The following is a 19,035-nucleotide window of genomic DNA, read 5'->3' on the forward strand; positions in this document are numbered from 1 at the left end:
TGTGAGGACCTGGCAAACGGTCGAAGGAGCGTCGCTCCGTGCAGAAAGCGCCCGCCGAACGACGTCAGTCGCGCACAAGACCGCCGCTCCGCGCCCAGCGGGCTTGGAAGGCTTCTGCCCTGGCGAAGGGCAGAATGAACAAAGACAGGAAATTGCATCCCGTCGGTAAATCTCTCTTTAGGAGCCCAGGTGGACCCTCTCGCCCCTTTGGACAGGCAGGACCCCTGCTGGTGCGGCTCAGGCAAGACGTATCGTCTCTGCCACCGCAAATTGCAAAGCCCTCGTTCCCGACCGGGAGACCCAGTTCCGGAGGACGGCAGGGATTCGATCTGGATTAGCCCGAACTTGTCCATGCGGCCTTCCCTGCTAACAGAGCTGCTGTCAGCAGGCACTCCCATCATGGCACCAAGCACCGCCCCCGAGCCTAAGGCAGTTCGCTACAGCGAACTTGAAAGGCTTACTGCCCATGCAAAGCACGATGGAGAGGCTCTCTCCCCCCACGCCTTAGGACGGCTGCTCGTAGAAGCGCTGACAGAACTTTCCAACGCTCCTGAGAACGACTCCGCAGCGTCCGACTCTCAATTGGAGGGCATCCTCAAACTGGCAGTGCTAACCCTGCAAACAGTGAATAGCCTGACGGAGAAGCCCAGCGAGCTCACGCTGCTATGGAATGACGAACTCGATGCCGATGTCTTTCTAAGCCGAACACTGCTGCTCGCAGACCATGTCTTCGTTCCCGACTTACTTCTGAGCGCAGCGTCGAACGAGCCCACCAATCGCTCCCTCCGGGAAGCTGCACGTAAACTCCTCAAGCACAGGAACCTCTTGGCAGCGGGTTTGGTGATCCCCATACCGAACGGCGTTGCCCGAGCAGTCCATGGAGATAGCGTCAGAGAGCGAACCGCTCAAGATCTTTCGCAGCAAGACATTGTCGATTTCATCCGCACTCAACTCATCCTCGAGGGACCAACCGCCCGAGAGGTCATCTTCGCCACGGCCAAGGACGATCGCGAAGTGTTCGCCAAGATGTTTTTCCATGGGCGTATCGAGACTAACCGCACGGACAAGGCCGGGGGATTTGGGGTAACGATGCTCCACGCTTACGAACACGACTATGACTACAGCTCCTGGATCCGCAAAGTAGAAAACGACGCAGTTTCTTACTACGCCCAACGCACCAACGAACGCCTGGTCTCCGCAGACCTCTTTGGCGCGCAATACGTATCAGCGTCCCCCTTTGAGGCCAGACTGCTACAACGCCGCACTGCTGTATTTACACGCCACCCGGCTCAAGCCGCGGTCTGGGCCGATGTTCCCCTTCTGGGCGACCTCTCCAGCGCAGGACTGGCAGCACTACTACGGAACGAAGAGCCCATCGAGAACCTCCGCGCACAAGTTCGCACTGCCATGGTGTCAGCCAAAGAACCTGGGCAAGACGTCTCTGCAATCTCTCAACTCACTCATGAGATCGAAAGCGCCTCACACACCCTAGAGAAACGAATCAAAACGAACCGACTTTATTCCGGATTTTTCCCGGCGGCGGCATCTCTGGGAGGGCTAATGGTCGCCTCCGCTGGGGAGCTACCTGGCATCCTCGGAGCCGCTCTCGGGGGTTTCGGGTCTCTCATGCCCTACCTGGGAACCCGAGTTGACTCGCGGCGTGACGCGTCCTATTTATACGTTGCAGCCCGAAAAATTCACAAAAAGGAGTCCAGGAAGAACGGCAAAGCGCGACGATAGTTACTCCTGGCAGTTTTCCGCACTTTTCACTTGCGACGATGCATAAACAATAAATTCAAGCAGAACGGTTGGTCAGCTGGGGTTCTAAAGACAACGACGCACTTTTGCGTGGACGAGTCATCGTGACCCATAAGTTTTGTTCTCCCCCTGAGGGGCATTGCACCTTTCTCACTTACGTCTGCCTGATAACCTTGGTACATGGCAAAGAAGACAGTAGTGCTGCTTGAGGATGACATCGACGGCTCGGAAGCGAGTCAAACGGTATTTTTCGCCCTCGACGGCTCCAATTACGAGATTGACCTGAATGACGGTCACGCGAATGAACTACGTGATGCTCTCAACCATTTTGCTAATGCTGGCCGGAGACTCTCCGGCGGCCGGGCTCGCCGCACCGACCGCAAGCCGTCACCCCAAGGAGGCCCTGACGTTAAAGCTGTTCGCCAATGGGCGGCTGATAATGGCATCCCGGTAAATACCCGAGGTCGCATCCCGGCTGAGGTCGTCGAGCAGTACGATGCGGCCCACTAAAGTGACTTCGAGCAGTTTGCGAGGGGCGAGTTCCGAAACTTTATGTGATTCGGACCCCGCCCCTTAACTGTGGTTCCGAAAGCTTTATGGTTGTCAGGTGAGTGATGATGCGTTGCCGAAGCGTCCTAGGTTTTTGACTATTTCGCAGGTTGCTGAGGAGCTGTGCGTTGGCCTGCCTACTGTTCGTCAGTTGTTGGAAACTGGGGAGTTGCGTGGTTTGCAGGTTGGGGGCCGGGGCTTGTGGCGTGTGGCTACTAAGGATCTTGAGGACTACATCGAGCGGGCTTACCTCATGACTGCTGAGCGCATAGCAACCGGCGCAGTGTCCGATAACGGACAGGTGCCCGACATTTGATACAGCAAACCGACTCTGTCTGAGCTGTCTTACCTACCTTATCGACGGAATAGCCAGCGGGGGCATCCACTGCCCTCCCCAGGGCAGCTTTGGGGCAGGTCCTCTGCGATGCGTGACCTCGGCGAACGGCACAGGAGTCGCTGAAGACGGTGTGCTCCCTGCCATGTGGCCAGCAACCTCGTCGCTATTGATGGTCAGTTCTTCAATGGTTACTGCCATGATGTCGTCCACGTCATTGACGTCAGCGTTCCCCTCGAAGATCGTTCTACTTGTGCGACCATCCTGATAGACCGCGCTCACAACTATGCTCTCCCCGTCCGGCGCGAGGGCAACCGCCAGTTGTTTGACGAATTTCGGGCGGCCTTCTAAATGGAAATAGTCGCGCACCTGTTGCTCGATTTCTCTAACCACCCACCGCTTTGTCAACGTTCAATCCGTTCTAGGCGCTGCTGTCCAGGTCTGATTATTAGCCCTGGAATCTATGATTCTCTTGACTGTTGCGGCGTACCACCGAGCTCCGCCCTGAGCGGTCGGAACTCCTCGGTCGTTCAACTCCCTGGCGATACCGCTTAGGGACCGCCCGTGTCTGTGCAAGCTGACTATCTCATCGGAGACTCCTGTGGCAAGGCTACGAGGCCTGCCAAGCTTGACCCCTTCGGCTCTTCGCTGGGCCATTCCTTCGCGCGTGCGCGCGCCATTAAGTTCCCGCTCGTACTGTGCGGCAGAGGCTAATACGTTGCCCGTGAAGCGGCCTGCAGCGTCAGACGTGTCGATGTTGGGAGAAAGCAGGGCAAGACCCCAGCCTTTACGGCCAGCACGGTCAAGCAGCCCAGCGAAGTCAGACACAGAACGACTGACTCGGTCAAGTCTTACAGAAAGGAGGTAATCAGCCTCGCCAGAATCCAATTTCGCCAGCGCCATTTGCAAACCTGGGCGCTTCAAACTTTTCGCACTGACTCCCTCGTCTGCGATGACTTCAACGTCCCAATTCCTGATAGCAGCTTCTGCCGTAAGTACGTTTTTCTGGGCTTCCAAGGAAGCGCCCTGTTCCGCCTGCTCTAGGGTAGATACTCGTATATACGCGAGTGCTAGGGGTTTCCTTTGACCGTCACGGGCCTTTTCCACACTTCAATTATACCAATGGTTCCTTTGGTATAAAAGAAAATCAGCGCACCCCGCCCGCATTCAGTTTCTATCCCACCCTTCGGCAATGACCGGAATTAAGTAGGGCGCAGCGCTAGCGTCAATAGGAATCTGCCGGGGTTCTGCACACGCTAATCCCGGTGGGACTATGAGAGTAGCGCAGAGGCAACGTTTTAACAGTGGCGGCGCGCCAGCACTGATTGTGTGACTGGGACTGCGAAGGACACGATCCGCCAACACTGTCCTAGTTGCTTGCATCGACAGGAAGGAAAGGCGCCCTGTAAACTGCGGGCACAGTTGAATGAAAGGGTAGCAAGAAGTCTGTACGCGGCGGTCTAGACGCCGTATCTTTGCCTACAAGACTCGCGTAGAGGGCTCCTTAGGGGGAAACTGTGGATGAGGACTTTGTGCTGCTTGAGGGGGGAGTCAAAGTTGCCGAGATGATGTTATCTAAGTACGACCGCGAAGAACGCGAATGGACTATTCCACAAGGGGGAGAATTCTGGGAAGCGGTCCGTTCCGCACGCATGCTAGACCGCTTTGGAGAGGGCTGTCGCATCGCCATCATTGACGGAGGTTTCGATGCCTCTTATCCGGCTATTGCAGACCAGCACCTCCAGTTCCCGACGCGGGAAGACCAACCAACGGCGCACGGCACCGTCGTCGCTCTCTTAGTGCATGAGATCGCTCCCCGTGCAGACCTCGACCTCTACCCATGCGCTATAGGGGGCAAACTGGAAGTTCGGCTCGTAGAAGAGGCAATTACCCAGTGCATAGCGGATGGAGTCGGCGTTATCAACCTGAGCCTTGGCAAGGGCATTTCGTTAGCCAAGGCGTGGAGGGACACGGACGTAGACAGCCCCACTCCTGATATATCAGACATCGATGATTGGCGAAGACTGTTCAACATCCCCGATTCACCTGTGGGGCCTGCTGTGCGTGCAGCGCTGCAGTCGGGTGTCACGGTGATTGCCTCGGCCGGAAACCACAATGACTACGTATATATCCCGGCTGCAATGCCAGGCGTTGCCGCCGTGGGGTTTCAGATCGTTCAACGGGAGATCGTGGACCGTGTCGAAATCGCCGAATCCACGCCGCCGAGTTTCCTACAGTCGCTTGGCAGCGATTATCTTCTCGAACAGCCAGCAAACGTCCTGGGATCTAGCTTTGCTTGCCCTCTAATCGCTGGATTTGCCAGTTTGATGAAGGAACGGGAACTGCTTTCCCAGTATCTCCGTTGCGCCCGGCGGTCCGCTAACGCCAGCGCTGCCATGGCATGGCTTAGATCCCCGACCGTGAAGGACCTGGATTTCGTGCGATCCCTATTTCGGGATGCTCTGGAAAGCGCCCCACACTCTCACCACAAGGAAACAATTGACGACGTTTCGCCATGTCCAGAGTGTGCCCTTTTTGCGGCCCCAGCGTACATCGACTTCGGGTTGTTTCTCACGGAGACAGGTGACCTCGGCTTTGCCGAACAACTCTTGAAAACAGTTCGCGGTTTCGCTCCGACTAACTATCACGCGGCCGCCAATCTCGGAATCACCTTTGCATGCAAAGCTGAAGCTGCAAAGGAGTCGAATGACATGGGGCGAACCAGGGATTACTTGCATCTCGCCATCGATAATATGCGAGATGCGGTAACGCTCCGCCCGAACTATGCGCCGTATATGACGCGGCTTAACGAATTCTCCCGAGCTGAAGAAGACCCAATGCTCTGGTCTTTAGCTCCCTAAAGGAAACAAAAGAAAGTGAGTGCGAAATGAGTATTACTTCAATGAGGATCAAAGTCGAAGACGACGAGGACCTCGATGCCGCTCGCAAGGCAGCGGAAGCTACCGGCGTTTCACTGACGGAAGTCACGGCGGAGCCCACAGATGAGTTCGAGGAGCAGGTGGCGCCGATAATAGCAGTTCTTATTGGGGCTGGCGTCGTAGCAGGAGTAAAGATGGTTTTGCAATGGTGGGATCGTCGAAAAGGGGGGTTGGTGATCGACCTTCGTCCTGACGTCCCCGATATCTTCTACAGGGACAAGGATGTTCCCTACGGTTGGGTAGCGACGATACCTACTAAGGGCGGGAAGGTAACGGTCGATGTCAAAGATGATCCGGACGCGGCTGAAACCTGGATAAATAAGGTAATTGAAGCCGTCTTTAAAACAGTTGACCAAGTCACGAAAGCAGCTGAGTCCGTGCTTGGTGCCTCGAAGATCGTTGATGTGCAGGTAGCGAAGATTATCAGCCACTAGAATGAATGGCCGACGTCGATGGGCGTCGGCTATTCGTCATCATGGGACTAGCTTGTGTTGCCGTCCGGCCGACGATGCCATTGCTTGTCTCCAAGGTGGCCGGAGGTGATTAACCGAGTCAACCCCCTAATGTCTCGCAGTCGGCCTGCAGTTTGATGCACAAGTACCAACAAGCCCAGGCGTTGAAGCACATGGCAGAACCCGTCCCAGCCGAGAAATGGACGGGCATCAAGCCTCGCCCATGCGCCTGTCACGCATAAGCGTTGGACTCACCCTTCAAATCTTGCAAGTGCACCTGTGGCCTGGTCTCCAGGCAGTTCCTTCCACGTAATGGCTGGGGGTTAGAGCAGCTACGATCACCAAGGGCAGATCCTCTCCTTTCCCCGTTCCCGCGAAGAAGTCGCAAGAACAACTACCGGCTAACAACCCGGTAGAACCAAAGGCTGCCGATCCAGATTTACAGAAGGTTCCGGGCCCCGAGCTGTTTGAAATGGCGGCAGCCTTCGTCGTCGCCGCTCTCTCCGATCACTACCTTGGAAGACCCATCACTTACCCACCTAAAACATCGGAAGTCCACGCAATCTCCAGAAAGATGCGGTAACCGTCCGCCGCCCCACTTGCCAGTGAATGCAGGCACAGGGAATGCCATGGAATCCGTCGAAAACAAGGACGCGCAAGCAATGGGTTCTGGGTTCAAGTCCAGCGGGTGTCTTGTTGGTCAGAGGTGGCCCGTGGGTAGCCGGCCGTCGGAGCCACTTGCATACAGAAAGGTGCGGGAATGGCGCGGTCGCGATCGAATTGCTGCACCTTCTCCAGCGTAAAGGCCGTCAGAATCGCCGTCCCATATCCCGCGGTTCTTTCGTCCGCCATTCCTCATACGCCTTAAACCTTGCCCGATATTCCTCAACCAGTGCTATGTTGTGCTGGAACTTCTCAGGATCAATCTCGGCAGGGCCGATGAACCCATTGTCGTCTTCGAAGCCTGAACGGTTCAATGGCTCGTAGCAGACGTCACAGGTGCCGTCGTCCGACCAAAGGGCGTCATCCCATCCGCATTCCACACCGGGTGCGCAGACGCACTCTGTGTATTTTGGGTGCGCCACGGTGCGAACCCTCACCGCATCCCAGTCAATTGAGCACGGTTCCTCCTCGAACGGCAGGGCGCATGGCTGTGTGGCATCGTCGTTCTCATAAGGCTTTGCTGCCTTCCCTATTGATGTGGCCACCGCTGGTCCTCCTCGCGTACTTGGTCAGACAGCAGATATGCCAACTCACCGACAAGCAGTTCCACAAGCTCGGCCGAGCATGGTGCGCGGTTATCCGCTGCCTGTCCCTAAGCATCTGCATTAAGGAACAACGCGTTGAGGCGTGGCCTTGCAGGCTGGCACAGATGAGCACGTGCATATCCTTCCGCGCTTGAATGCGCTGCTGCATGCGCTCCGCTTTCCCATGGCTTTACTGGTGCCGTTAACGTCACTGACCATCATCGGTTCCTTAGTGCTGTCTATCATTGGTTCCTTACGTTTCACCCTGAGCTCAATGCCCAAGGGCTGCCGCAATCTCACGCCTTGCTGCCCTTCACGAGAAGCAGATTCCTGCGGTAGCTGTACGTCCTGCCCGGCAGAGGGGTCGCGTCGATCTCAGGCGAGGTCTTATAAGCCAGCCAGGCCTCATCCCTCGTCCGAGACCAGCCCTCCAACATCCTGAACGCATCGCACTCGTCGCAGTACACTCCTGCGACGTTAGCCAGCCCAAGACAACCCAAGTTGGAACACGGAACGATCATCAAAACTTTTGCCCCGGGTATGCCATCATCAGGACCTTGCGCGCTTGATTCTCAGTTTTCAACTGGGGAGACTCTGCCATCAACGCTTGAACCGTCGTGACGTTCTTTTCCTCGCAGAAATTCCGCCACTCAAGCCCGACCTCATCCGTGGGCCAGGCTGCAGGGTCGACTGCCAGATTTCTGCGATCACGACTTGAACTATCGGGCCCCTTAAAGCTTTCTGTCCTGAGCCTGTCCTGACCTGTCCTGTCCTGAGAATCAGCACGGATGTCAGCATGACCGTCAGCACGGATGTCAGCATGACCGTCAGCACGGATGTCAGCATCACCCTCAGCACGGATGTCAGCATGACGGGCTGCATTCGGAGTGGGGGCAAGCTGACAACCGCCAGGCAAGCAGAGCGAATGATCCCCAGCATCATGCGAGCGCTGCCGCCGCTTGGCCTGTTTGTTGCTCTCGGTCCTATTGCGAACCCACGGAGGCGGGGCGTGATCTTCCTCCATACGATGGACGACGTAACCACCCTGATCATCGAAGAGGATGAGTCCAACATCAGTCAGCTGCTTAAGAGCTGCGTCTGGCTCGGTCACGTCAGAGCACCGCTTAGCGTCCACAGCCCGGATGTACCCATCAAAACGCTTGGTCCTGGAACAGAACTGGATCAAGCAGAGGTAATGCCACCGTGCTTCAAATGATAGGGCAGCGATTACTGACTGCTCGGTCCATCCGTCATCCAGTCGAGTCCATGGCATTACAGCACCCGCTTACAGAGCAGTGAGTCGATTTTGCTCAACGGAACGGCCAGAACATGCTCAACATGCCCCACTTCCATGCCACTTTGCCACGTTTCAAAGGCCTCGTAATCGTCCTGGACAGGAGTCGATGGAGGGCTGGCAGCGGAGATGATCCACAACCTTTTCACGCCTTTGCGACCCGGGTCTCGCCCAGGAAGTCAAGAAGGTCAGCCCTGCTTACGCGGTACCTTTTGCCTACTTTGAGAACCCGAACGGGGAAGGTGCCATCCTGGAGCATGGAGTAAGCAGTGCTTCGCCCTATGCCAAGAATTGAACTCGCATCGGGTACAGCAGGCATGGTTATCGGCAATTCGTGAGGCGCAACTTGGGGGTCCATCCGCATTCCTTGCTGCTAGTGGTACCAGGACATAGCCAAATTCTACTCGCTTGTGCTTGTTTGACGCAGATAGTACGCGTATTGTGTTTCTATGACACAAAGGGTCTGGCAGATGCAGGTTGCTCGAAGAATCGGAGGGAACATAAAGACGGCCCGGGAGAGGTTGGGGAAGATGTCCGCTCAGAAGCTCGCAGACCTCTGCGCTGAAATTGGACACCCTATTCCCAGGGACGTCATCTCCAACCTCGAGAACGGCCGCAGAGCAACCGTTCCAATAACCGACCTCATTGTTATCGCACAAGCCCTACATGTCCCGGCGCTAAGCCTTATTTTTGATCCCGCGGCGGCGGGCGAAGAAGTCGAAAGAGTTCCGGGCGCGAAGTGCTACCTCTGGGAGGCTTCCGACGATTTCGCCGGACATCGCAGCGCAGAGTTCAGTGGGGGTCGGACCTTTCATGAAGAGGCGTTCGCTACTTGGAAAAGGACAGAGGTCCTTCGCAGCCTGTCGAAGTGGGAGGCGGCAGCCTTCGAGTGCGTGTCCGACTCGGAAGCACTCAAGGAAGTGTGGGAAGAACAGTCTCGGATTGAAAAGCTTGCACAGAAGCGAGGCGTGGAGCCGTCATCCCTCGATCCTTGGGCGGATCAATACCAATCGGACGATGAGTATCAGGAGCAGATCGGTGCTCTAGAAATAACGGCGAAAAGAGCACTTAACGCCATTCTTGACCACCGCCAAGAACTTCAGCGACTGCAGGTGAAGGTGTGGCCAATAACTGACCTTTTACGTTCGCGTTATCAGGCTCTCCAAAGCGAAAGGAACAGAGGAGTAACGCAATGAATGGCTCCGTATACAAGCGGTGCTCATGCCCGACAGCTGACTTGCCCCTTGACCAACGAACAGGTAAGCGACGCCCGTGCTCCAAACAACACGGGTCTTGGTGGTTCCACACTCGCGGACCCGTTGACGCAGCCACTGGGAAGCCGAAGAGGATCTCACGCGGAGGATACCGGAATAAGCGGGATGCTGAAGTGGCGCTCGCAGAGGTGACAGCACAGATCAGGTCAGGGATCTGGACCGATGACCACAGGGTGACAGTCTCCGCCTGGTTGGACGCTTGGCTGGTTCGAAAGCAAGCTAATGGCTTGAGGCCGGCCACTGTTCGCGTGTACCGCCAGCACATAGACGACTACCTCAAACCATTCCTTGGGTCCATCCTACTCCGTGACCTGCGCCCCGGACACGTGGCCGACATGCTGGCTCGGCTGCAGACCAACCCTGGCACCGGCGGCCACAGCCTCTCCCCCAACACCCTCACACGGGTCCACGCGTGCCTTCGCTCAGCGCTGAGCACAGCCGTGAAGATGCGGCTGGTAGCTTTCAACGCTGCCCGCGACGTTGAACTTCCGAAGGTGACAAGGAAGCGTGTGAAGCCTTGGCAGCCTGCCGAGCTGGGAGCATTTCTGGACGCGGTGCAGAACGACCGTCTGGGCGCCTTGTTCGAGACGGTGGCCGCGTCCGGGATGCGGCGAGGCGAGGCGTGCGGGCTCAGATGGGACGACCTTGACCCAGGAGCTGGTGTTATCACGGTTAGGCAGCAGTTGACCGAGCGGTCCGGTGACGACTCCGTCTGCCCGTTCTGCGGGCGCAACCACCAAGGGCTCGCGTTCGCCACTCCGAAAACCGACTCTGGTGAATACCGCAAGATCGAGTTGGATCAGGTGACCGCCGGGGTGCTGCTCCACCACCAGGTACAGCAGGGGCTGGAGAAGATGGCGTGGGGCGACGCGTACAGCGACCACGGGTTGGTGTTTTGCCGGGAGGACGGGAACCCGCTTTCTCCGAGTCACGTCACCGGCCTGTTTCATAAGCTCACCGACGCGGTGCAACTCCCGGACGGGTTCAAGCTGCGCAGGGTGAGGCTGCATGACCTCCGCCACGGCCAGGCATCGCTGATGTTGGCTGCCGGAGTGGACATGAACATCATCTCCAAGCGGCTTGGCCACGCCCGATCGTCGTTCACCGCCGATACTTACGCGCACATGCTGGACGGCGTGGGCAGGGACGCAGCTGAGAAAGCCGCATCGCTAATACCGCGACGCATTGTGGCCGGAAACAACTAGAACGCCAACTCCGGCCGTTCGGGAGTAGCCGCCAAGTCACGAGTCTGAATTGCACCCTTCAGATAAGCCGCAGTACGAGCAGGAATGCCGCCCGCAGGACGATAGTTCCAATCATCAGAATCCTGAAACAACCACCGACATGCGACATCGGTGACTGACGCGCCACGCAACTCGTTCGCGTACCACCGGGCAGCTTCCTTATTGTTGCTTGCCATTTCCCAGCGGAGTAAGAGAAGCAAGTGCTCGTCTAGTTGGCCCGACTCAAATTTTTCCGACGCTGCTACTAGAGCGGGCAGGAAGGCGCGCCAATCGACATGGGCTGCCTCAGCGCCAGTAAAACGTGCGGGCATCTCTAGGCTCGTAGAATCCTGCGGATTTGCCTCAGTCTGCGTAATGGACTTGCTGGCAGCAGCAAGGTAGTCCGATGCCCAAGATTCGAACTCAGCCACCGCAGACTTCAGCTCTAGAAAACCATCCTGAGCCGTCTTGGCTTTCTGCTGGGCCGTCAAGAGTGCTCGTCTTGCCTTCAGGTAGTTAGACAGCGCGAGCGCCAACACCACAGCCGAAGTGAGCACCAGAAAAATCACGAGTGGAGCGTCCATCTGCGTCCTCCCCTGCTACTTCAACTTCAAGATAATGTCGTCCAGCTTAACGTCCATCGCTGTAGTTCTAGAGTCTATGGAAGTAGTTCTCGAGTCCATAGCTGTTGCCTTAACTTCCATGGCTGTGGTTCTAACGTCCATTGCTGCTGTCTTTGTTCCGATGTCGTTCAGATGCGTCGACAGGGCCTTCGTTACAGACCTAAGACTACTGCCAACATCCTTTGATACAGACTTCGACAGCTCAATGCTGGCATCCGCGGTCTTCGTGATGTTTTCGACAGTCTTATTTTGAGCCTTCCCGGCAAGGATGTTAGCTATAGCCGTCCCGAACGCCACAAGCCCGCTGATAACAGCTGCCCAGTCGGACCCGGTGAAGTGTTCTATATCAAAAATCACGAAGCACTCTCTTCGCTGGACTCTCCCCGCTCAATGCCTTGCATGGCCCAGTCTGGGATGGATGTCGAATCTAGTGTCTTTCTGATTCCCTGCGCTTGTGTAGCGATCTTTTCAAGGCGGTCGATGAGGCCTCTTACTGCCCGTACGGGGATCTGGAAAACTACAGGCTCCACCCCTGCCATGGGCTCGTCGAAGTGCATTCTCGCTGTAATAAGGGGAGCAAGCTTCGTCCCGCCCTCGAAGTCCAGCACTCGCAAGTCGAGCGCAAGGCTCATTCCCTGAAAAATCGGAAGGAAGTGATCACGCTGGCGGATGCCGCTCAGCTGCTCATCTACAGCTGGATCTCCTTCGAGCAAAAGGCTCAAGTTTTCGATCTCAGCTTCAGTGAAGTCTTCGTCTGCCTGTCTGAGATCTTTCAGTACGTTCTCGCGGCCCTCTTTTTCAGCTGTGTCGTACGCCAGAGAAAAGGCGCTAACGATTCGTTTCCAGCTTGTCTCGGCTGGAAGGCGGACGCCTTCTGGTAACTCTTGCAGAGACTCGCCCATGCTCATCAGCAGGAGCTGGCGGTACTCCGGATCGATGCTTGCAGCTCCGCGGAGGGCGGCTGCAAACGAGGGTATCTCCAGCAGGTCTTTCAGTGCAGTCATGTTGTAGCTAACTCCTCGCGATCCGGTCCAGTGTTGCCCCGACGCTATCAAAGGGGGCGCCCCTCCTTGATAGGGGCAACAAGAATGTCAACGTTTTGTCTACAACCAAGGTGCAACGGATCACATGGCTTAACGTAAAAAACCCCGCCCTCCCTACGTATTCGCAGGTCAGGCGGGGTTTCCCCGTGGGTGGCAGATGAGGGATTCGAACCCCCGTAGGCGTTGCCAGCTGATTTACAGTCAGCCCCCTTTGGCCGCTCGGGTAATCTGCCGAACTTCAAAAGAAGATCACCCCGGCCGGTGTTTCCATCAACCGCGGGCAAGACAACCTTACAGAACTTCTGGCGAAGAATAAAATCGGGGATCTGCGGGCCGAAATTCCGCGGAAAATCAGGCTTCGCCGAGGATCCGGCCGGCAAGCTTGGCCTCGAACCGCAGCGCCTGCTCCTCGGTGATCTGATTGAGCTGCACTGCCCGCTGGAGATCCGCCTGCACTCCCTCAAGCCGGGTCGAGGCGTCAGCGACAGGGCTGAGAATGATGGATGCCGCCACGGCAGCGGCGGCCACGGATGAGGCGGCGGTGGCGATGGTTCCGGCGGCTGCGGCGGTGGACTTGGTGACGTAGCGGACGGCCTTATGGGACATTGCTTTCCTTCCGAGCGGCTTCCAACTGCTACAACTCTGGGCGCCGAAACTTCGTTCCCGCCATGACTTGGCTATGAGTGAACTGTGAATGCCGCCCACCTTCACATCCTTGCCATCCGTACTACGCTGGAATCCAGATGTCCACACCCTGCCCGGAGCCCCACCGCCGGGCAACGCATGCACCAGCAAAGGAGAGTCATGGCAGGCGAGTCCACATTCGACGTCGTAAGCAAGGTAGACAAGCAGGAGGTGGCCAACGCGCTGAACCAGGCGCAGAAGGAAATCGCCCAGCGGTATGACTTCAAGGGCGTCGGTGCCGAGGTCGACTTCAGCGGCGAAAAGATCCTGATGAAGGCGAACTCAGAGGAGCGCGTCCTGGCCGTCCTTGACGTGCTGCAGTCCAAGCTCATCCGCCGCGGCATCTCGCTCAAGTCCCTGGACACCGGCGAGCCCTACGCGTCCGGCAAGGAATTCCGGCTGGAGGCCTCCATCAAGGAAGGCATCGCACAGGACCTCGCCAAGAAGATCAACAAGCTCATCCGCGACGAAGCCCCGAAATCCGTCAAGTCCCAGATCCAGGGCGACGAACTCCGCGTCACGTCCAAGTCCCGCGACGACCTGCAGGCCACCATGGCCCTGCTGAAGGACTTCGACGAGGCAGACCTTCAGTTCGTCAACTTCCGCAGCTAGGAAACTGCAACGTGGCCGGGGACACACCACTTCGCGTGTCCCCGGCCCGTTTGCGCGTCCCGGAACAGTGGATCCGGGCATGCGACGAAAGGACAGGACATGAAGTTCGCGGTCACCCCTGAGCCGTGGGACGCCGAGGACGGAGCGAGGCTCCGCAGCATGCAGCGGGCCGAACTGGATGCCCGCTACGGCAGCGACGACCACGAGCCGGGTTCCGTGCCCAGCGCCGAGGACATCACCGTGTTCCTTGTGGCCCGGAACCACGAGGGGACAGCCGTTGCCTGCGGCGCCCTGCGCCGGCTGGACGCCGGATCCGCGGAAATCAAGAGGATGTTCGTGCTGCCCAACCACCGCGGAAGCGGAGCCGCCACGGCGGTTTTGCGGAGCCTGGAAGCCGAGGCCGCCCGTCTGGGCCTGAGCGAGCTCAAGCTGGAAACCGGTACGGCCCAGCCCGACGCCATCCGCTTCTACAAGCGCGAGGGCTACCGCCTGATCGACAACTTCGGCCCGTACGCGGGCGAGCCGCTGTCCGTCTGCTACGCCCGCTCACTGGCGCCGGCGGCAGCAGATCCTTCAGCGGCGGAAAGTACGACGGCGGCCGTCAGCTGAGCGGCCCGCCCGCCATCCGCTCCAGGCGGCTGATGCGGTCCTGCATTGGCGGGTGCGTCGCGAAGAGCTTGCTGAGCCCGCCGCCGCGGAACGGGTTGGCGATCATCAGGTGCGAGGCGTTGACCAGCCGCTGGTCCTGCGGCAGCGGCGCGGCCTGGACGCCCTGGTGGATCTTGCGCAGGGCGGAGGCGAGCGCCAGCGGATCGCCGGTGAGCTGCGAACCGTCCTCGTCGGCGTCGTACTCCCGGGTGCGCGAGATGGCCACCTGGATCAGGGACGCTGCCAGCGGTGCCAGCAGCGCCATGGCGATGAGGGCCAGCGGGTTCGAATTGCGCCTGTCCCCGCCGCCAAAGAACAGCAGCATCTGCCCCACCGAGGTGATGACGCCGGCCACCGCCGCGGCCACGGACGAGGTCAGGATGTCGCGGTTGTAGACGTGCATGAGCTCGTGGCCGAGGACACCCCGCAGTTCCCGCGGGGTGAGGAGCTGCAGGATCCCCTCGGTGCAGCAGACGGCTGCGTTCTGCGGGTTCCGCCCGGTGGCGAAGGCGTTGGGAGCCATGGTGGGTGAGACGTAAATCCGCGGCATTGGCTGGTTGGCGCGGGCGGACAGCTCCCGGACCATCTGGTACAGCTGCGGTGCCTGGGCTTCGGAGACGGGGTAGGCCTGCATGGACCGGAGCGCGATCTTGTCGCTGTTCCAGTAGCCGTAGGCCGTGGTCCCCAGGCCGATCAGCGCCATGACCAGGATCGGGGCCGAGCTCCGGGTATTGGCGGCAATGAGGGCGCCGAGGCCCAGCAGGATCGCCCACAGCACGCCGAACAGCGCCGCCGTTTTCAGCCCGTTGTGGTGATTGTGCAATTTTTCCTCCACAGCTCAGAAGTCGGAACCGGCACCGCCGCTACGGAACGGGATTCCGCGCGTCGTACTTCAGGAAGCCGGATTGCCACCGCGCCACCGTCCAGGCCACGACGATGCAAAGGAGGCCGCCGAGCAGCAGGACCCAGCCCTCACTAAGAATTTTAGTGCCGGCGCCTGCCAGCATGTCGCCCAGCCGCGGCCCTCCCGCGACCACCACAATGAAGACTCCCTGCAGCCGGCCGCGAAGGTGGTCCGGGGTCGCGGCCTGCAGGATGGTGGTGCGGAAGACGGCACTCACCGAGTCCGCGATGCCCGCCAGGCCGCAACATATTGCCGCCGGAACCAGCCAGAAAGTGACGCCGCCGGAGCCGGACCGCCCGGCCAGGACCACCACGAGGCCGAACGCCGCAAAAGAAGCGCCCCAGCCCATAACCGACCAGGCCACCGCACTCCCCTGCCGCTGCACCGCGCCAAGCGGCCCGGAAAAGAGGCCGGCGAGGAAAGCCCCCACCGCCACGGACGCCAGCAGGATGCCCACGGTGGTTTCCCCGCCGCCGATCATGAGGGCGCCGATGGCCGGCAGCAGTGCACGCGGCTGGGCGAGGATCATCGCGATGAGGTCGAGGATGAACGTCATCCGCAGGTTGGGCCGCGTGCCCAGGAACCGGAAGCCCTCCACGACGGACCGCATCCCGGCCCGGCCCGCCTCCTTACCGGGCGGCATGGGAGGAAGCTTCAGCAGGGCCCAGAAGGCAAAGACGAAGCTGACAACATCCAGCGTGTACGTCCACCCGAAGCCGATGCTGGCCACCAGGACACCGGCGAGCAGCGGCCCCGCCGTCATGGACAGCCCGAACGTCACCATGTTCAGTGCGTTGGCGGCCGGCAGGAGCTCCTTCCGCAACAGCGCGGGAATGATGGCGCTGCGGGCAGGCTGGTTGATCGCCTGGGCACCGCTTTGCACGGCCACGAGGGCGTACAGCAGCCATACATTGCCCACCTGCAGCCAGGCCTGGAGGGCGAGCCCGCCCGTGGTCAGCCACAGCACTGCGGACGACAGAAGCGCCACCGTCCGGCGGTCATGGGAGTCGGCGATGGACCCGCCCAGCAGGCCGCCCAGCACCAGCGGCACCAGGGCAAAGATACTCAGCAGCCCGACGTACAGGCTGTCCTGGGTGAGCCGGTATACCTCCAGGCCCACCGCCACGAGGGTGAGCTGGCTGCCCACATTGGAGACCGCCGACCCCAGCCAAAGCCGCCGGAAATCCGGGCTCTCGCGCAGCGGAGTGATGTCAGCCAGAAGTTTTCCCACCCGGCAACTCTAGCCTCAGCGAAAACTTAGCCCTGCCTTATTGTGATCTAGTCAAAATAAGTGTTTCAATAGTGTCATGACCGATCACCTCGAAAGCCACGAAGCATGGGCCGCGGCCCTACGCGCCCACGGCCGACGGGTGACCAAGCAGCGTCTGGCGGTCCTGGCCGCCGTCGAGCATCACCCGCACTCCCCGGCGGAAAACATCCTTGCGGCTGCCCGCGAGGAACTGCCGGAACTGACGGCGCAGTCCGTGTATGTGGTGCTGGGTGATCTGACGGACCTGCACATGCTGCGCAGGTTCGAACCTCCGCACTCCCCTGCACTGTATGAGACGCGGGTGGGCGACAACCATCACCACGCGATCTGCATCAGCTGCGGGCGGGTTGAGGACGTCGACTGTGCTGTCGGCCATGCCCCGTGCCTGACCCCGCACTGGAACGAGGATTCCCATCCCATGACCATCCAGATCGCGGATGTCATGTACCAGGGGATCTGCGGCGAGTGCCAGCGGGCCCAAAAACTTCCTGCAAACGTAAATGACAAGTAGCAAAGAAATAGGAGAACAATGACTGCCATTTCGACGACCCAGTCGGGTGCCCCGGTTACGTCCGACGCCCACTCCAAGGCTGTCGGCGCTGACGGCGCGATCATCCTCACGGACCACTACCTGGTGGAGAAGCTCGCCCAGTTCAACCGCGAGCGGGTTCCGGAGCGTGTGGTGCACGCCAAGGGCGGCGGCGCGTTCGGCACGTTCAAGACCACCGAGGACATCTCCAAGTACACCAAGGCCGCGTTCCTGCAGCCCGGCGTCGAGACCGAGATGCTGATCCGTTTCTCCTCCGTTGCTGGCGAGAACGGCTCCCCCGACACCTGGCGTGACCCGCGCGGTTTCGCCGTGAAGTTCTACACCTCCGAGGGCAACTACGACCTCGTGGGCAACAACACCCCGGTGTTCTTCATCCGCGACGGCATCAAGTTCCCGGACTTCATCCACTCCCAGAAGCGCCTGCCCGGCACGCACCTGCGTGACGCCGACATGCAGTGGGACTTCTGGACCCTGTCCCCCGAGTCCGCGCACCAGGTCACCTGGCTGATGGGTGACCGCGGCCTGCCCGCGTCCTGGCGCGAAATGCAGGGCTACGGCTCGCACACCTACCAGTGGATCAACGCCGAAGGCGAGCGCTTCTGGGTCAAGTACCACTTCAAGTCCAACCAGGGCGTGAAGAACATCACCGGTGAAGAAGCCGAAGCCCTCGCCGGCTCGGACGCGGACTTCTACATCCGCGACCTGCACGAGAACATCGAAGCCGGCAACCTGCCCTCCTGGGACCTGCACGTTCAGGTCATGCCCTACGAGGACGCCAAGACCTACCGGTTCAACCCGTTCGACCTGACCAAGGTCTGGCCGCACGCGGACTACCCGCTGATCAAGGTCGGCACCATGGAACTGAACCGGAACCCGGAGAACTACTTCGCGCAGATCGAACAGGCTACCTTCGCGCCGTCGAACTTCGTGCCCGGCATCGCCGCGTCCCCGGACAAGATGCTCCAGGCCCGGATCTTCTCCTACGCCGACGCACACCGCTACCGTGTGGGCACCAACCACGCCCAGATCCCGGTGAACCAGCCGAAGAACCAGGTCAACAACTACAGCCAGGACGGTGCGGGACGCTTCCTGTTCAACGCTCCTTCCGTGCCGGTCTACGCACCGAACACGTTCGGTGGCCCGGCTGCGCTTGAGCCGGCCGCTGTTGGCGGCGGCTGGGAGAACGACGGCGAGCTGACGCACGCCGCGCACTCCCTGCACGCCGAGGACGGCGACTTCGTCCAGGCCGGCGCGCTGTACCGCGAGGTTTACAACGACGCCGAAAAGGCCCGCTTCCTGGACACCATCACCGGTGCCGTGGGCGGCGTGAAGCGCTCCGACATCAAGGAACGTGCCATCCAGTACTGGACCAACGTCGACGCTGAGCTCGGCGCCAAGCTCCGCGCCAACCTCGGCGCAGCACCGCTCTCCGACGCCGAAGCCGCCAACAAGATCGGCTAACAGCACCAGGTAGCAACAGGAACCCCGCCACGGCACGTGACCCGTTCACAGCCGCGGCGGGGTTTCCCTGCGTCCGGAGGTGTTCCCCGAGGCAGGCGCTCCGTTACGCCGTGTCGCTGCCGTAAATTCGGCAGAACCGGACGGCATGGCAAAATCAGCAAGACACTTCC

General features: G+C 59.5%; 22 protein-coding genes, 1 tRNA gene and 1 pseudogene. 13 read left to right on the forward strand and 11 right to left on the reverse strand.

Annotation, left to right across the window (positions count from 1 at the left end):
- Positions 1-189 precede the first annotated feature (189 nt).
- From QFZ23_RS23810 to QFZ23_RS18235, 4 genes and pseudogenes are all read left to right on the forward strand, one after another.
- Positions 190-267 (forward strand): annotated as a pseudogene (locus QFZ23_RS23810) (SEC-C metal-binding domain-containing protein); the annotation flags it as partial.
- Positions 268-399: 132 nt separating this feature from the next.
- Positions 400-1,740, forward strand: a complete 1,341-nt coding sequence (locus QFZ23_RS18225; protein WP_306925057.1) for a hypothetical protein — start codon at positions 400-402, stop codon at positions 1,738-1,740.
- Between the two features lie 198 nt (positions 1,741-1,938).
- Positions 1,939-2,268, forward strand: coding sequence for a histone-like nucleoid-structuring protein Lsr2 (locus QFZ23_RS18230; RefSeq protein WP_306925059.1), 330 nt, complete (start codon positions 1,939-1,941; stop codon positions 2,266-2,268).
- 97 nt (positions 2,269-2,365) lie between these two features.
- Positions 2,366-2,623 carry a helix-turn-helix domain-containing protein gene (locus QFZ23_RS18235; RefSeq protein ID WP_306925061.1) on the forward strand — a complete coding sequence of 86 codons (258 nt, stop codon included), beginning with the start codon at positions 2,366-2,368 and terminating at the stop codon, positions 2,621-2,623.
- 33 nt (positions 2,624-2,656) lie between these two features.
- On the opposite strand, the gene QFZ23_RS18240 is transcribed toward QFZ23_RS18235, so the two are convergent.
- Positions 2,657-3,034, reverse strand: a complete 378-nt coding sequence (locus QFZ23_RS18240; RefSeq protein WP_306925063.1) for a hypothetical protein — start codon at positions 3,032-3,034, stop codon at positions 2,657-2,659.
- An 18-nt stretch (positions 3,035-3,052) separates the two neighbouring features.
- Positions 3,053-3,748, reverse strand: coding sequence for a recombinase family protein (locus tag QFZ23_RS23815; RefSeq protein WP_373427898.1), 696 nt, complete (start codon positions 3,746-3,748; stop codon positions 3,053-3,055).
- Between the two features lie 410 nt (positions 3,749-4,158).
- Between QFZ23_RS23815 and QFZ23_RS18245 the strand changes: the two genes are divergently transcribed.
- Positions 4,159-5,502: a S8 family serine peptidase gene (locus tag QFZ23_RS18245; RefSeq protein ID WP_306925065.1), complete on the forward strand. Its 1,344-nt coding sequence runs from the start codon at positions 4,159-4,161 to the stop codon at positions 5,500-5,502.
- 41 nt (positions 5,503-5,543) lie between these two features.
- Entirely contained in the window at positions 5,544-6,014 is a 471-nt protein-coding gene (locus QFZ23_RS18250; RefSeq protein ID WP_306925067.1) for a hypothetical protein, read from the forward strand.
- A gap of 827 nt (positions 6,015-6,841) precedes the next feature.
- On the opposite strand, the gene QFZ23_RS18255 is transcribed toward QFZ23_RS18250, so the two are convergent.
- Positions 6,842-7,240, reverse strand: coding sequence for a hypothetical protein (locus QFZ23_RS18255; protein WP_306925069.1), 399 nt, complete (start codon positions 7,238-7,240; stop codon positions 6,842-6,844).
- Positions 7,241-8,075: 835 nt separating this feature from the next.
- Here QFZ23_RS18255 and QFZ23_RS18260 point away from each other — a divergent pair.
- A complete protein-coding gene (locus QFZ23_RS18260) occupies positions 8,076-8,495 on the forward strand; it encodes a hypothetical protein (protein ID WP_306925070.1) in 420 nt (139 codons plus the stop codon).
- Positions 8,496-8,718: 223 nt separating this feature from the next.
- Here QFZ23_RS18260 and QFZ23_RS18265 read toward each other — a convergent pair whose 3' ends face one another.
- On the reverse strand, positions 8,719-8,937 hold the full coding sequence (locus QFZ23_RS18265; protein ID WP_306925072.1) for a helix-turn-helix domain-containing protein: 219 nt from the start codon (positions 8,935-8,937) through the stop codon (positions 8,719-8,721).
- 166 nt (positions 8,938-9,103) lie between these two features.
- Between QFZ23_RS18265 and QFZ23_RS18270 the strand changes: the two genes are divergently transcribed.
- Entirely contained in the window at positions 9,104-9,769 is a 666-nt protein-coding gene (locus tag QFZ23_RS18270) for a hypothetical protein (protein WP_306925073.1), read from the forward strand.
- Positions 9,766-11,052: a site-specific integrase gene (locus QFZ23_RS18275; protein ID WP_306925075.1), complete on the forward strand. Its 1,287-nt coding sequence runs from the start codon at positions 9,766-9,768 to the stop codon at positions 11,050-11,052. The genes QFZ23_RS18270 and QFZ23_RS18275 overlap by 4 nt, the downstream gene beginning before the upstream one ends.
- On the opposite strand, the gene QFZ23_RS18280 is transcribed toward QFZ23_RS18275, so the two are convergent.
- The 5 genes from QFZ23_RS18280 to QFZ23_RS18300 form a co-directional block, all read right to left on the reverse strand.
- Positions 11,049-11,654 (reverse strand): hypothetical protein, encoded by a 606-nt coding sequence (locus QFZ23_RS18280; RefSeq protein ID WP_306925077.1) that lies wholly within the window; start codon positions 11,652-11,654, stop codon positions 11,049-11,051. The two genes, QFZ23_RS18275 and QFZ23_RS18280, sit on opposite strands and share 4 nt — an antisense overlap.
- Before the next feature lie 15 nt (positions 11,655-11,669).
- Positions 11,670-12,050 (reverse strand): hypothetical protein, encoded by a 381-nt coding sequence (locus QFZ23_RS18285; protein ID WP_306925079.1) that lies wholly within the window; start codon positions 12,048-12,050, stop codon positions 11,670-11,672.
- Positions 12,047-12,697 carry a hypothetical protein gene (locus QFZ23_RS18290; protein ID WP_306925081.1) on the reverse strand — a complete coding sequence of 217 codons (651 nt, stop codon included), beginning with the start codon at positions 12,695-12,697 and terminating at the stop codon, positions 12,047-12,049. Before QFZ23_RS18290 ends, QFZ23_RS18285 begins: the two co-directional genes overlap by 4 nt.
- Before the next feature lie 190 nt (positions 12,698-12,887).
- A tRNA-Tyr gene (locus QFZ23_RS18295) sits at positions 12,888-12,969 on the reverse strand.
- 118 nt (positions 12,970-13,087) lie between these two features.
- The gene (locus QFZ23_RS18300) at positions 13,088-13,342 is read right to left on the reverse strand and encodes a hypothetical protein (protein ID WP_306925083.1); all 255 of its coding nucleotides are present in this window, start codon (positions 13,340-13,342) and stop codon (positions 13,088-13,090) included.
- Between the two features lie 198 nt (positions 13,343-13,540).
- On the opposite strand from QFZ23_RS18300, the gene QFZ23_RS18305 reads away from it, so the two are divergent.
- Together QFZ23_RS18305 and QFZ23_RS18310 are read left to right on the forward strand one after the other, a co-directional pair.
- Positions 13,541-14,032: a YajQ family cyclic di-GMP-binding protein gene (locus QFZ23_RS18305; RefSeq protein WP_306925085.1), complete on the forward strand. Its 492-nt coding sequence runs from the start codon at positions 13,541-13,543 to the stop codon at positions 14,030-14,032.
- A 99-nt stretch (positions 14,033-14,131) separates the two neighbouring features.
- Positions 14,132-14,641 (forward strand): GNAT family N-acetyltransferase, encoded by a 510-nt coding sequence (locus QFZ23_RS18310; RefSeq protein ID WP_306925086.1) that lies wholly within the window; start codon positions 14,132-14,134, stop codon positions 14,639-14,641.
- On the opposite strand, the gene htpX is transcribed toward QFZ23_RS18310, so the two are convergent.
- A complete protein-coding gene (gene htpX / locus QFZ23_RS18315) occupies positions 14,634-15,503 on the reverse strand; it encodes a zinc metalloprotease HtpX (RefSeq protein ID WP_306925088.1) in 870 nt (289 codons plus the stop codon). The genes QFZ23_RS18310 and htpX overlap by 8 nt on opposite strands.
- 40 nt (positions 15,504-15,543) lie before the next feature.
- A complete protein-coding gene (locus QFZ23_RS18320; RefSeq protein WP_306925090.1) occupies positions 15,544-16,815 on the reverse strand; it encodes an MFS transporter in 1,272 nt (423 codons plus the stop codon).
- A 76-nt stretch (positions 16,816-16,891) separates the two neighbouring features.
- Here QFZ23_RS18320 and QFZ23_RS18325 point away from each other — a divergent pair, with 76 nt between their 5' ends.
- Together QFZ23_RS18325 and QFZ23_RS18330 are read left to right on the forward strand one after the other, a co-directional pair.
- Positions 16,892-17,365, forward strand: coding sequence for a Fur family transcriptional regulator (locus tag QFZ23_RS18325; RefSeq protein WP_306925092.1), 474 nt, complete (start codon positions 16,892-16,894; stop codon positions 17,363-17,365).
- A gap of 18 nt (positions 17,366-17,383) precedes the next feature.
- Positions 17,384-18,865: a catalase gene (locus QFZ23_RS18330; RefSeq protein ID WP_306925094.1), complete on the forward strand. Its 1,482-nt coding sequence runs from the start codon at positions 17,384-17,386 to the stop codon at positions 18,863-18,865.
- Positions 18,866-19,035: the final 170 nt, after the last annotated feature.

The organism is Arthrobacter globiformis, from assembly GCF_030818015.1.
GTDB lineage: Bacteria > Actinomycetota > Actinomycetes > Actinomycetales > Micrococcaceae > Arthrobacter > Arthrobacter globiformis_C.